Raw genomic sequence first — 13,719 nt, 5'->3', positions numbered from 1 at the left:
AGTGATCCTGGACGGCTTTCCTTATTTTTAGCATTAGCTATGGCAAAAGACTTATATGCCATATTTTATTCCTAAACTGGTCCAATTTGATGGCATGGGAACAGCGCCTATTTCAATATACTGAGTATTCGTTAGGTTCTGTATATTAGCATATATGTTGAATTTTTTAAATTGATATCCTACATGGAAATCGCTTATGAAATAAGTGTTCTTAGAAGACCGTTGTAAAATTCTATTGGACGAACTAATAATAAAAGAATTAAATTGATAACTGATATTACCAATCATTTGGTGTTTTAAATTTTGAATTCCATATTTCATATAAACATCCTTATACTCATTTAATATTGAAGGATATAAATAGGTATAACTTAAATTAAAGTTTAGGTATTTGGTGTCTGATAATTGTAATGGATAAACCATTTGAGAATAGATTCCATGGGTTGTATTATTTCCTAGGTTGGTGGCTTGATAAGGATCTTCAACACGATAACGTATCCAATCAATAAAGTTCTGTACATCTTTATAAAAATACCCTGTTTTAAAATCAATTGAACTTGATTTATAATGGATGGAAAAATCACTTTGCCAAGCATTTTCGCTTATTAGATTTGAATTGCCGATATTTCCCGGTCTTTGGTCTAAATATAAATCTGTAAAGGAAGGTATTCTTTGTCCAAATCCGGAACTTGCCGAAATTTTCAGATAATCGTTCACCAAATAAGACAAATCAATTCCTGGAAATACCTGTAAGTCATAGTCTGTATTGTAGTTTAAATATCCGCCTATATTAACGATCATACGATTAAAATAGGTTGTTTTAAACTCCGTATACATACCATAATTTTCACGCGTATGTTTTCCAATATTCGAACTGCTGATATCCTCGAACCTACTTTCTAAACCAATTCCAAAATCTCCAAATTGAGTTTGATACCTCACATTTAAGTCTGCAGATAGACTCTTGGTATAATGCTGGCTTCTTCCTTTACTTAAATCGTCACGGTAATAACGATAATCATCTTCGTTATAACGATGACTAATTCTCGGGCTAATGTACCATTTCTCTCCTAATTGATGATGTGATGTTATATTTGAGATTAAGGTTTCCACTATTTCTTCAGATTCTTTGTCACCAGGAGAAGCATAAAAACCATTAGCTCCAAATCGATTACGAATATATCCAGTCATCATCTGAATTTTATTTTTTGGATTCAATACAAATTCATTCTGATAATAAATTTTATCATTCTTACTTGCAGTATTATACCTTTGACCATTGCTCTTTTCTTTACTGAGGTATAGTTGATGTTGATGATTATTTTTATTTAGAGTACCTCCAACCTGAATCCCTTTACCATGATAAATTCCGCTTTCTTTTTGATCTTCGACTGATTGGAACGAACTACCACCGTATAGGTGACCATATATTGAACTTTTTTCTGATTTACGTGTAACAATATTAACTGCTCCTGTTAGTCCATTTGTGCCATAAATTCTTGAAGCGGGGCCTCTCAAAATTTCAATCCTTTCAATAGCATCAATAGGAATAGGTATATTGAGCATGTGGTGTCCAGTTTGAGAGTCTGATAACTTAACACCATTAAGTAAGACTAACGTTTGGTCAAAACTACCTCCATCAATCCCAATATCTGCTTGCGTACCAAATGGTCCTCTTTGACGTATATCAACTCCAGAAGCATAACTCAATATTTCATTAATACTGTTAACAGGTAATCGCTCAATATCTTTACGTGTTATAATTTGAACGTTCCTAGTCTGTTGATTAAAAGGGATATACAATCTATTTTCTTGGATTAACACTTCCTTGATCTTGCTCGTGTCACTTGTGAGATTTTGGGCAGTTAATACCACCGGAATAAGCATAATGAAGACAAATAATAAGCGAATATACATGGCCTGAAAAATTTACCAAAGGTAGAAATATATTTAATTATGAGAGCTTACCTGATTTGAATAAATTACTTTGACCCTCAATCTGTATTGGTTTTGAACGGTTTAAGAAAATATCCAATTTATAATCACTTTTAACAAGTATTTAATGAACACTTGTTCATCAAATTTTGTTACTTTGTTGTATCATAATAGTATTAGATGAAAATATTATACGCGGTACAAGGGACTGGCAATGGGCATTTATGTCGGGCAATTGATATTATACCTTGCTTACAGGAATATGGGCAAGTGGATGTATTAGTGAGTGGTATTCAAGCAGATATTATATTACCATTTGAAGTTAAATATAGGTATCATGGTTTAAGTTTTATTTTCGGGAAATCCGGGGGTGTAGATTTATGGCGAACCTTTATGAGTTCTACCGTCAGAAAATTCGTCAAAGAGGTTAATTCTGTTCCCGTTGAAGAATATGATTTGATTGTTAATGACTTTGAACCAATTTCTGCTTGGGGTTGTTATTTTAAGGAGAAACAATGTATTGGATTGAGTCATCAAATAGGAGCATTTGACAATGCTAGTCCTAAACCTGAGGAAACAGATATGTTGGGAAAATTTATAATGAAAAATTATGCTCCTTCAACACAATCTTATGGTTTTCATTTTAAATCTTATGCTCCTCATATCTTTACTCCTGTGATTAGGCAAACTGTTAGGCAATTAACCCCAAAAGATAAGGGTCATTATACGGTTTATCTCCCCTCATATGATGATGCACATTTATTGAAACAGTTGTCTAAATTTACTGATATTAAATGGGAAGTATATTCCAAACATAACAAAAAGCCTTTTAAACTGAGGAATGTTTCAATTAACCCAATTGATAGTGAAGCTTTTGTTCAAAGTATGGCCAATGCTTCGGGTGTTTTGTGCGGAGCAGGATTTGAAACACCTGCAGAGGCTTTATATTTAGGGAAAAAGCTATTGGTAATTCCTATGAAAAACCAATATGAACAACATTTGAATGCTGCATCTTTAGAAGAAATGGGTGTGCCCGTGATACAGGGCCTGAAAAGAAAATATGAATATGATATAGAATCTTGGTTAAATGCCAAGTCAAATGTTGTTGTTGATTATCCAGATTGTACAGAAAAAATAATTGAAAAAATAATTAAAAACCACCGTTAAACAATGAAATACTTTATCTGCTTTATCTCTTTCTCGTTCTTGATTTGTTATGCAAATGCTCAAAGTCCAAAGACAGCAAATGATTCTCTTTCTTATGCACTTGGACAAGATCTAGCCAGTTACATCACGAGAATGGATTTGCCTATTAATAAAGATTTGATTATCCGGGCCGTTTCAGATGTATTAAAAGAAAAACCTGTTCTTTTCCAAGATGAAAAAAAAGATGAAATCTTAAGACTTGGAATGCAAAGAATCCAAAAAGAAAAACAAGATGCTTTAAAAAAGAAAGGAATCGATTTCCTAAATGAAAATAAAAAAAATCAAAGTGTCAAGATTGGTCCTGAGGGATTACAGTACATTGTTCTTAAAGAAGGTTCTGGAGGTAGTCCCAGCCTTAATGACAGTGTGGTTGTTCACTATATAGGTACACTGGCCGATGGAAAAGAATTCGACAATTCCTATAGTCGTTCACAGCCTTTAACATTAACTCTTCATTCTGTAATTGAAGCTTGGAAGATTGGATTACCTTTGATGAAGAAAGGTGCAAAATATAAGTTTTTTGTTCCCTATAATTTAGGATATGGCGAAAGTGGGAGTGGAATGATTCCTCCATTTAGCACGCTGATTTTTGAAGTTGAACTCCTGGATATAAAATACGCTGAAAGCGATGCAATATAACCAAATAGGTCACTCGGATTTAAATGTTTCGTGTGTTGGTTTAGGAACTATGTCTCTTCCTTTAGAGGACGGGATAAAAATTAGTCAAAATATTATTGACCATGTTCACAGCCACGGCATTAATTATCTTGATACAGCGGATTTGTATGGGAAAGGCAAAAATGAAGAATTACTGGGCAAACTAATTAAAGGTAACAGGAAGAATTGGGTCTTAGCATCTAAAGTTGGTAATCTCTGGAATCAAGATGATTCTACTTGGACTTGGGGTCCTTCCAAGGCGTATATAATTAAAGCTGTGGAGGACTCATTAGATCGCTTGAAGACGGATTACTTAGATTTATACCAACTGCACGGTGGTACAATTCATGACCCAATAGAAGAAATTATAGAAGCTTTCGAAATTTTAGTAGAACAAGGAAAAATACGATATTATGGTCTTTCCTCAATTCGAGCAAATGTTTTCTTAAAATACATCAAGCAATCAAACATTGTATCCAATATGATGCAATATAGTATATTGGATCGTAGGGCAGAGGATTATTTTAATCAAATAGAAAAGGCAAATGTGAGTGTTTTGGCTAGAGGTTCATTAGCTCAAGGATTGTTGTTAGGTAAAACTCCTCGAAGTTATCTTAATTATTCCGTTCCGCAGGTCATGGCAATTCAAGAAAAGATAGAAGAAATTTCAAAAGAAATGCAGATCTCAAAACTGGCTATTGCTCTTAAATTCCCATTGCTTAATAACCCGGTGTGTTGTAGCGTTTTAGGAGTTCGAACTGAAGTTCAAGTTTATGATCTAGGTCGGGCTCTAATTGATATGAAAAAGCTGACAGATTCAAATTATTCACAGATTTTAAATGTGCTTCCAAAAAATCATTATACAGATCATCTTCTATAACGATTAATCAACTCGATTCTTATAAGGCTATAAATAGAGAAGCAGTACCGAAGATATATATACTTATGAAAAATATTTCTTTAAAATACGTTGTAGATCATCGGGTGTATCTATAGAGTCATTGACATGATGTGAAAGTGCGGTTTTGATCTTGTAACCATTCTCAAGCCATCTCAACTGCTCCAGAGATTCGGCTATTTCTAATTTTGATAAAGGTAATTGGGTCAGTTCTTTAAGGATATTTACCTGATATCCATAAATACCAATATGGTTATAATAGTCTATGTTCTCTAGCCAATTTTTTGTTTCTTTCCCTCTTAAATAAGGAATTGGATGCCTTGAGAAATATATAGCCTCTTGATGATTATTTAAAACTACTTTTGGTTTATTGTAGTTTTCTAAATCTTCGAGCGTAGTAATTTTTCTAATTAAAGTGGCAATTTGTGTCTCTTTGTCTGAGAAACATGAAACTAATAAGTCAATCTGTTGTGGATCAATAAATGGTTCATCTCCTTGAATATTAATTGCAATATCAAATCCTGTAACCTCAGATATGACTTCTGCACATCTATCGGTTCCTGATTGATGTGTTTTACTCGTTAAAATTACATTCCCAGCAAAGCCTTTTACGTGATCATAAATTCGCTGGTCGTCGGTCGCAACAATAACCTCATGTAAGGATCCAGCATGTTTACTTTGGTTGTAAACACGTTGAATCATTGATTTTCCAGCAATTTCTATTAATGGTTTTCCCGGAAATCGAGTTGAATCATAACGAGCGGGTATAATACCTATGACCTTCATATTGTTTTATTTATGGCTTTCATTAGTTATGTTAAAATAATCCAAATAATTCAGCTTCAATTTTTTGAATAATCGTTCCTAAATCTTCTTGATTATTTGCAAAGTCCAAATTGTCTTTATCTAAGACTAATAATTTTCCTTCTTTATAGTTACCAATCCATTTTTCATATTTATCGTTTAGTTTGGATAAATAATCTAGACGAATTCCAGATTCGTAATCTCGTCCTCTTGTTTGAATATTACTAACCAAGGTTGGAACCGACGCTCGTAGATACACGAGCAAGTCTGGTGGTTTTATATAATGAATAATGCTTTGAAATATATCACTATAATTTTCAAAATCCCGTGCGCTCATCAATCCCATGTCATATAAATTCTCAGCAAATATATATGCGTCTTCGTATATTGTACGATCTTGGATCATGTTGATACCACGACTTTGTAAATCGACAATATGTCGGAATCGACTATTCAAAAAGAATATTTGCAAATTAAATGCCCATCGTTTCATATCGCCGTAAAAATCTTCCAAGTATGGATTATTGTCTACAGCTTCATATTGCGGTTCAAAATTTAAGTGACGTGCTAATTTTTCTGTTAAGGTTGTCTTACCCGCTCCAATATTTCCTACAATAGCTATATGCATCTCTTTAGTATAGTTTTTTTAACCCAATAATCTCTCGTACTTCTTTCATCGTTTTCTGTGCAGAAGCTTGTGCTTTATCAGCACCAAGTTTTAGTACTTTTTTGATATACTCTTCATCTTTACTGATTTCCTCTATACGAGTACGCACTGGATTGGTTGCAATTACCATATCCTGAGCTAATTGTTTTTTGAAGTCTCCATAACGAATTTCACATCGGTTGTAAAGGTCTTCAAAATGCGATAAGGTATCATTTGTTGATACAACTTTCATTAAGTCAAATAAGTTTTGAATCGATTCCGGTTTTTGTTGATTGAATTCGGTTGGACCTGCATCAGATACAGCGCGCATAATTTTTTTACGAATTGAATCTTCGGTATCTGATAAATAAATACAATCAGCCTCTCCATTTGATTTTCCCATTTTCCCCATTCCACTGAGTCCCGGTATTTTCACTAATTTATCTGAATAGGTAAATGCAAATGACTCTTTGAAGTAATCAACATCATATAGCCGGTTAAATCTATTTCCGAATGTTCTGGTCATTTCTAGATGTTGTTCTTGATCTTTCCCAACAGGAACTTTTGTTCCATGATGGATTAAAATGTCACAAGCCATTAATACCGGATACGTTAATAATCCCGCATTCACATTATTTGGATTTGCACGAACTTTGTCCTTAAAAGCAGTCGCTCTCTCAAGCTCTCCCAAGTAAGCGTTCATATTCATATATAAATATAGTTCGGCCACCTCCGGAACATCAGATTGAACGTAAATCGTAGATTTATCAGGATCTAGTCCAGCTGCTAGATATTCAATTACAACTTGACGAACGGTATGTGATAGATCATCGGGAGTAGGGTGAGTTGTTAATGAATGTAAATCGGCAATAAAAAAGAAGCAATTATAATCGTTTTGCATTTTAACGAAGTTATTCAATGCTCCATAGTAGTTTCCAAGGTGTAATTTTCCGGTACTTCTAATACCACTAACGACGGTTTCCATATGCATGCGAAGTTAATGATAAATTAGGAAATTCCGATGAGTAGGAATGGGATTAATTGACGATTATAAGAATATTTTTTGCCTTATTCAATCTTTAATCGTTTTTAATATATTTGAGGATTCTCCAGCATATCAGTAACATAACCTAAAACTTCCACCTCACTAGCTCCATCTTCTAACATCGAAAAAGTTAAATAGGCAGCATATATTTCTGAACTAAATAGGACATGTTTGTCTGAGACAATGGTGTCTATAACGTACTCTCGAACATCCAGACCTAAATGTTCTAATTCGTTGTGTAAATTGATGGAAATTGATTCATGGTCTTCCCCACAGGCAAAACCTACAATTATATGCAAGATAAGCTTATCGAATAGTTCAGGCTCAATATTCTTAAATTTATTAGAATATAGCTTAGAGTCAAAACGACTTTTTGCGCTGGAAACAATTTTGTCCCAAATCAGGTACTCTGTTTTCGTTTGCATAACAAGTAGTTTATAAATTGATTAGTAAATATAAAAATTATTCTGTTAATATCCAATGTAATCTATTGTAAATCTTAACGATTTACCATGCTAATTATTTCACTATAATTTACTCCCAGATCGTTCTTCTTTATGAATTGATGGAGATCAGACATTTGTGTATATTCACATTTTCAACTAAAAATTATAAATATGCATATAGATTTGTCAGGCAAACGGGCGCTTGTTGGTGGTGCTAGCTCAGGAATTGGAAAGGCGATTGCTATGGTGCTGTCGCAATGTGGAGCTCATGTATTCTTAATGGCAAGGAACGAACAGAAACTCAAAAATACCTTATCCGAACTTGATTGCAGCAAGGGTCAGTCACATGGAATTCTGGTCAGTGATTTTTCGGATCATGAAAATCACAGGGTCAATTTGATTAATTTTTTTTCAGATCACGAAATAGATATACTTGTTAATAATACGAATGGCCCTTCGGCTGGAGGAATAGAGACAAAAAATCAAGATGATTACTTATCGGCCTTTAATTTGCTTTTTCAAAATGCCGTGATTGCTAGTAATTTAGCGATCGTTCATATGAAAAAGCAAGGTTTTGGTCGTATCATTAATGTTTCTTCCCTCACGGTAAAGGAACCTCAAGATGGCTTGGTGCTGTCCAACACCATGCGTGTTGCTCTTGTTAGCTGGTGCAAATCGCTGTCTAATGCAGTTGCTTCTGATGGAATAACAGTTAATTCAATTATGACAGGTTATTTTGCAACTGATCGGCTTTATAGTTTGATGGAAAATCAAGCCAAATCAGAAGGAGTGCAGGTTAAAGAAATTCAAAATAGAAAGGTTATGAGTATTCCCTCCAAACGTTTGGGAATACCCGAGGAATACGGGTTCTTAGTCGCTTTTTTAGCCTCCGAGTATGCAAATTTTCTTACAGGTGCATCAATTCCATTGGACGGTGGAGTTTCTAAAATGTTATTTTAAGGAAATTGGAAGCTATTCTGCTTCCAATTGTTCTTTATATTTTCGTTTGTCTTCTTGAATTTCTTCAGGCATTTCAGGATATTGAATATCATGATATTCAGATAAGACCTCATAGATTATCTTTGCTACAATGTACCTACTGATCGGTTTATTATCTGAGGGTATGATGAACCATGGTGCATGTTTAGTATTGGTGTTTTGTATTGCATCCTGGTAACAATCTAGGTAATTGTCCCATAGGGCTCTTTCCTTTAAATCACCTATTGAGAATTTCCAATTTTTATCTTCCTCTTCCAATCTGCTTAATAATCTGTTTTTTTGTTCTGAACGGCTGATATTTAAGAAAAATTTTAGGACAATCATTCCATTTTCTGTAATACTTTTTTCAAAATTATTTATTTGTTCAAATCTCATTTTCCAAAAATTTTTTGGAAGATTCATGGGGTCCGTTAGAAGTGGGTTATTTTCATTCATCAGGTATTCAGGATGTACCCTTGTGACCAACACATTTTCATAATGAGTTCTGTTAAAAACGGTTATCTTACCCTTTTCTGGTAATTTAATTTGATGCCTCCATAAGTAATCATGTTGTAACTCCTTCTGGGATGGTGTTTTATAGCTCTCGACTTGTACCCCCCGCACATTTACGGATTTAAAAACCTCACGGATTAGAGAATCTTTACCAGCCGTATCCATTCCTTGCAGACAGATTAGTACATTATATTTGTCATGCGCATACATTTTGTCTTGTATTTTTGCAATTTTTTTCCTGAGTTTTTTTAATTTAACTTTTACATCCTGCTCCTCAAATTGTTGGCTGATACTAGTGGGATAGTCTTGTAATCTAAATTTGCTTTTGGCCGCAAATGTTTTCGATAATTTAGCCATAATTGTCGCGTTTATTTGTTTTGTGAGTGTGTTCCGTAATGGTTAGTTGATACTAATATATTAATTTTTACTTTATAGTGTTTGTTCTTTTTGATCAATTAAAATTCAAACATTGTTTTCAAAAAATATATATCATTTATTTTAATGATAATTGGATTTATCATTAAATTTAGTGATAATTGGATTTATCATGATAAATGATGAAAATTTTATAAATTTGGAAAAGCAATTAGACCAATAATGAAATATCACATTATATTAACTGGAGACGTTATTGATTCCCGCAGGTATGAAGTTTCTAAATGGTTACCTATTTTAGAGGAAAGCATAAGTAAGTATGCCATCTCTTTTGACATATTTCGAGGTGATAGTTTCCAGGCAGAGATGGATGTTGACCATGTATTTGTCTCTTTGTTTTATTTAAAAGCAGCTATGCGTCAATTAGAAGGTGTAGATATACGCATTGGAATAGGGGTAGGCAAAATAACATTCGAGAATAAAGATATTAAAAAATCAACAGGCGAAGCTTTTATACTATCAGGGGAAGCTTTGGATTCGCTGACGAAAGAAAGTTTAGAATTTCGTTCTCCCTGGCTGGATTTAAATGAATCTATTAATATTATATTGACCTTAAGTAGCCGACTTTCAGATCAATGGACAGTCAATATGGCCGAAACAGTAAAAGCATCTTTTGATTCTCCAGAAGCTAGTCAGAAAGAAATAACTAAATTAGTGGGTAGAAACCACCAAAGCCAAGTAAGTACCGAATTGAATAAAGCCAATTTTTCAAAAATTAAACAAGTTATCCAACATTGTACAAAAGAATTAAAGAAATATGTTGACCATCCTGCTTAAAATGTTAATTGCACATTTATTAGGTGATTTTGTACTTCAACCAAAAACTTGGGTGGAAAAGCGAAATACACAAATTCAATATTTATTTTACCATGTCGGAGTACATGCCGGTCTATTGATTTTGTTTTTTATAACTGATTTAAAGAATAACTGGCAAATTATCCTATTCTTAGTTGCCTCTCATTTGGCAATTGATAGTTTAAAAATTAGCTGGGAGGTTCGCTGGCCAGGGAATTCTGCAAGATTATTCTTAATTGATCAATTCATGCATTTATTGTGCATTGTAGCCGTCTTTTTCGTTGCCTTTAACTTAGAATTTATGGCTGTAATAGAACGGATCAATATCGATCAATTATTTCTGTATTTGGTAGCCTTAATATTAATCACATTTGTAATTCCTATCCTAATTAGAGTATTATTTAGTAAGTGGACCAAGGAGAGTGAATTTGAAAACAAAAAAGAAGAAACACTATACGATGCAGGTACTATAATCGGTATTTTAGAAAGATTAATGATCCTGGGCTTTGTCCTGTTAAATTTTATTGAAGGGATTGGATTTTTGCTTGCGGCTAAATCTATCTTTCGCTTTGGAGATTTAAGAGATGCAAAAGATCACAAATTCACTGAATATGTATTGATTGGAACTTTATTAAGTTTTGGTTTAGGCATGTTGGTATCATTTGCACTAAAAGCTGTTCTAAATTTAACATAAAATAAGATGAATATAAACCTAATAAAACAAATGAAAAAACTAACGCTGCTAACCTCGGCTATATGCCTGATAACTAATGTCTTTTCGCAAAATGCCAATTTTGAAAATAACCTTAAAAAAATAGCAGATAAGCATGAAGCGGTAGGACTTGCAATTGTGGTTGTCAAAGATGGTAAACCTATATATAATCATGCAATAGGCTATAAAAATCTTGACCGAAAAGAAGCCTTAACAACAGACAATCTATTTAGAATAGCTTCTATTTCAAAATCCTTTAGTTCAACAGCAATTATGCAGTTAGTTGAGCAAGGGAAAATATCTTTAGATGATGATTTTAGTGATTTAATAGGATTTAAAGTTCGAAATCCTAAATATCCAGACACAAAAATCACACTAGAGATGGTACTTTCACATCGCTCAAGCCTTAATGATAGTAATGGATATTTTACCTTAGACGTGCTGGATCCTGAAAAAAACAAAAAATGGCAATCATCTTACAACGATTATGAGCCTGGTACAGGTTATGAATATTGCAACTTAAATTTCAATATGATTGGAGCCGTATTAGAAAGACTCACTGGAGTAAGGTTTGATAACTACATTAAACAACAAATTCTAGATCCTTTAGAATTAGATGCTGGGTATTGTGTGGACTCGTTGGATCAAGCTCGAATTGCAAAATTATATGTAAAAGAAAATGGTACTTTTACAGAAAGTACCTCAGCTTACAACCCTCGTTCAGAAGAAATAAAGAATTATGTTTTGGGCGTATCGACACCAGTTTTTTCACCAACAGGGGGGATGAAAATATCAGCAAATGATCTAGCGAAATACATGATGATGCACATGAATTATGGTAAACTAGGCAAGGTGAAAATCATTTCAAAGAAAAGTTCAAAACGGATGCAAACTGGTCTGTCTTCTAAGGAGAATTATGGTTTAGCTCTATTGGAAACAGATAAATTAATTCCTACGGAACATATGATTGGACATACAGGATCAGCTTATGGGTTATACAGTAATATGTTTTTCAATCCTAAAGAGAAGTTTGGCTTCATCGTTATTACAAATGGATGTGTACCAATAATTGATAAAAATGAGGATATTACCTTATCTAAGGAAGTGATCAATTTATTATATCAAAATTTTATTCAAAAAAACTAGAATACGCATATACTTGAAAAAATGAGATCAATCAGTGATTCATTGAAAATTTAACTACTTTTGTAACTATTTATTCAACTTTGACATTTTAAAAAGATGATAATTCAACCAAAAACAAGAGGTTTTATATGTTTAACCGCTCACCCAGAAGGAACAGCGCAACATATTAAAAACCAAATTGCATATGTAAAATCAAAAGGAAGAATCGAAAACGGTCCCAAAAAAGTGCTTGTTATCGGAGCTTCTACAGGATTTGGAATTGCTTCACGTATTGTTTCTGCTTTTGGCTCCGGTGCTGCAACCATAGGTGTTTTTTTTGAAAAACCGGCTTCAGAGGGTAAATTGGGCACAGCAGGGTGGTATAATACAGCAGCTCTTGAAAAAGAAGCTAAGAAGGAAAATTTATATGCTAAAAGCATTAATGGAGATGCATTTTCTGACGAAATTAAAAAGCAAACAATTGAATTAATCAAGAAGGATTTAGGTCAGATTGATCTGGTTGTATACTCATTGGCGTCACCCCGCCGTACTCATCCAAAAACGGGTGTACAATACTCTTCGGTATTAAAGCCTATTGATCAGCCTTTTACGAATAAAACTGTTGATTTTCACACAGGGGTTGTTTCAGATATTACCATTCATCCAATTGATAATCAAAGCGATATTGATAATACGGTTGCCGTGATGGGAGGAGAGGATTGGAAATTTTGGATTGAGGATTTAAAAGCGGCAGGTGTGTTAGCTGAAGGCGTTAAAACAGTCGCATATTCTTACATAGGTCCTGAACTGACTTATCCTATCTACAGAAACGGTACAATTGGACGAGCGAAAGATAATTTAGAATCAACTGTTCCTGTTCTTAATGAAATCTTAAAGGACTTGAAAGGAGTATCTTATGTTTCAGTCAATAAAGCTTTAGTCACGCAATCAAGTTCAGCAATTCCTGTGGTGCCATTGTATATTTCATTATTGTACAAGGTGATGAAAGAAAAGGGAATTCATGAAGGTACAATCGAACAAATGCAAAGGTTGTTCGCTGATAGATTATACAACAATGAAGAGGTAGTTTTAGATGAAAAAGGGAGAATTCGTGTAGATGATTTAGAAATGCGCGAAGACGTTCAAACTGAAGTTGCAAAATTATGGGATGCAATTTCTACAGAGAACTTAGAGGCTATTTCTGATATTCAAGGTTACAGGAATGATTTTTTTCAATTATTTGGTTTTAACTTTGATGAAATTGATTACCAAAAGGACACTTCAGAATTAGTAAATATCCCAAGTATTTCTTAATAATAATTTATTTATACAATACAGAAGCGCTAGGAATAATATCTTAGCGCTTTTGCTTTATTAAATCTATTTACACTTCCTTATAAACTTCGAAATCTCATGAATAAGTTTTATACTATTAGAATTAATAAGACCGTTAAAGATCGAACTAGTAGCTTTTTTAATTGCATTTCACTTTCTATCTTGAAATAGATAATCATATTAGCAGAA

At 33.5% G+C, this 13,719-nt stretch carries 14 protein-coding genes; 8 read left to right on the top strand and 6 right to left on the bottom strand.

Annotated elements, in window-relative coordinates; all coding sequences use genetic code 11:
• Positions 1–51: 51 nt before the first annotated feature.
• A complete protein-coding gene (locus AC6CHH_RS11620) occupies positions 52–1,917 on the bottom strand; it encodes a TonB-dependent receptor plug domain-containing protein (RefSeq protein ID WP_498282999.1) in 1,866 nt (621 codons plus the stop codon).
• Between the two features lie 198 nt (positions 1,918–2,115).
• Between AC6CHH_RS11620 and AC6CHH_RS11615 the strand changes: the two genes are divergently transcribed.
• Genes AC6CHH_RS11615 through AC6CHH_RS11605 form a run of 3 tightly spaced genes read left to right on the top strand, consistent with a single transcriptional unit; the run spans position 2,116 to position 4,678 of the window.
• Positions 2,116–3,102 (top strand): glycosyltransferase family protein, encoded by a 987-nt coding sequence (locus AC6CHH_RS11615; RefSeq protein WP_498282997.1) that lies wholly within the window; start codon positions 2,116–2,118, stop codon positions 3,100–3,102.
• A gap of 3 nt (positions 3,103–3,105) precedes the next feature.
• Complete coding sequence (locus AC6CHH_RS11610; protein ID WP_498282995.1) at positions 3,106–3,780, top strand: FKBP-type peptidyl-prolyl cis-trans isomerase; 675 nt, start codon at positions 3,106–3,108, stop codon at positions 3,778–3,780.
• Complete coding sequence (locus AC6CHH_RS11605) at positions 3,770–4,678, top strand: aldo/keto reductase (protein ID WP_498282993.1); 909 nt, start codon at positions 3,770–3,772, stop codon at positions 4,676–4,678. The genes AC6CHH_RS11610 and AC6CHH_RS11605 overlap by 11 nt, the downstream gene beginning before the upstream one ends.
• 63 nt (positions 4,679–4,741) lie before the next feature.
• On the opposite strand, the gene kdsB is transcribed toward AC6CHH_RS11605, so the two are convergent.
• The 4 genes from kdsB to AC6CHH_RS11585 all read right to left on the bottom strand — a co-directional run bounded on the left by kdsB (position 4,742) and on the right by AC6CHH_RS11585 (position 7,616).
• Positions 4,742–5,482, bottom strand: coding sequence for a 3-deoxy-manno-octulosonate cytidylyltransferase (kdsB, locus tag AC6CHH_RS11600; RefSeq protein ID WP_498282991.1), 741 nt, complete (start codon positions 5,480–5,482; stop codon positions 4,742–4,744).
• A gap of 31 nt (positions 5,483–5,513) precedes the next feature.
• A complete protein-coding gene (locus AC6CHH_RS11595) occupies positions 5,514–6,128 on the bottom strand; it encodes a deoxynucleoside kinase (protein WP_498282989.1) in 615 nt (204 codons plus the stop codon).
• A 4-nt stretch (positions 6,129–6,132) separates the two neighbouring features.
• Entirely contained in the window at positions 6,133–7,131 is a 999-nt protein-coding gene (trpS, locus tag AC6CHH_RS11590; protein WP_498282987.1) for a tryptophan--tRNA ligase, read from the bottom strand.
• Positions 7,132–7,235: 104 nt separating this feature from the next.
• The gene (locus tag AC6CHH_RS11585; protein WP_498282985.1) at positions 7,236–7,616 is read right to left on the bottom strand and encodes a hypothetical protein; all 381 of its coding nucleotides are present in this window, start codon (positions 7,614–7,616) and stop codon (positions 7,236–7,238) included.
• A gap of 192 nt (positions 7,617–7,808) precedes the next feature.
• Here AC6CHH_RS11585 and AC6CHH_RS11580 point away from each other — a divergent pair, with 192 nt between their 5' ends.
• Positions 7,809–8,597 (top strand): SDR family oxidoreductase, encoded by a 789-nt coding sequence (locus AC6CHH_RS11580; RefSeq protein ID WP_498282983.1) that lies wholly within the window; start codon positions 7,809–7,811, stop codon positions 8,595–8,597.
• Between the two features lie 12 nt (positions 8,598–8,609).
• Here the strand turns inward: AC6CHH_RS11580 and AC6CHH_RS11575 are convergent, their stop codons facing one another.
• The gene (locus AC6CHH_RS11575) at positions 8,610–9,485 is read right to left on the bottom strand and encodes a PPK2 family polyphosphate kinase (protein WP_498282981.1); all 876 of its coding nucleotides are present in this window, start codon (positions 9,483–9,485) and stop codon (positions 8,610–8,612) included.
• 240 nt (positions 9,486–9,725) lie between these two features.
• Here AC6CHH_RS11575 and AC6CHH_RS11570 point away from each other — a divergent pair, with 240 nt between their 5' ends.
• The 4 genes from AC6CHH_RS11570 to fabV all read left to right on the top strand — a co-directional run bounded on the left by AC6CHH_RS11570 (position 9,726) and on the right by fabV (position 13,509).
• Complete coding sequence (locus AC6CHH_RS11570) at positions 9,726–10,340, top strand: hypothetical protein (RefSeq protein ID WP_498282979.1); 615 nt, start codon at positions 9,726–9,728, stop codon at positions 10,338–10,340.
• 1 nt (position 10,341) lies between these two features.
• A complete protein-coding gene (locus tag AC6CHH_RS11565) occupies positions 10,342–11,052 on the top strand; it encodes a DUF3307 domain-containing protein (RefSeq protein WP_498282977.1) in 711 nt (236 codons plus the stop codon).
• 30 nt (positions 11,053–11,082) lie between these two features.
• The gene (locus tag AC6CHH_RS11560; protein ID WP_498282975.1) at positions 11,083–12,216 is read left to right on the top strand and encodes a serine hydrolase domain-containing protein; all 1,134 of its coding nucleotides are present in this window, start codon (positions 11,083–11,085) and stop codon (positions 12,214–12,216) included.
• 96 nt (positions 12,217–12,312) lie between these two features.
• Positions 12,313–13,509, top strand: a complete 1,197-nt coding sequence (gene fabV / locus AC6CHH_RS11555; protein ID WP_498282973.1) for an enoyl-ACP reductase FabV — start codon at positions 12,313–12,315, stop codon at positions 13,507–13,509.
• Positions 13,510–13,719: the final 210 nt, after the last annotated feature.

The sequence above is a fragment of the Sphingobacterium sp. GQ94 genome (assembly GCF_059758715.1).
The sequence above is the reverse complement of the archived record's forward strand: the minus strand, read 5'-3'. Positions and strand labels throughout refer to the sequence as shown.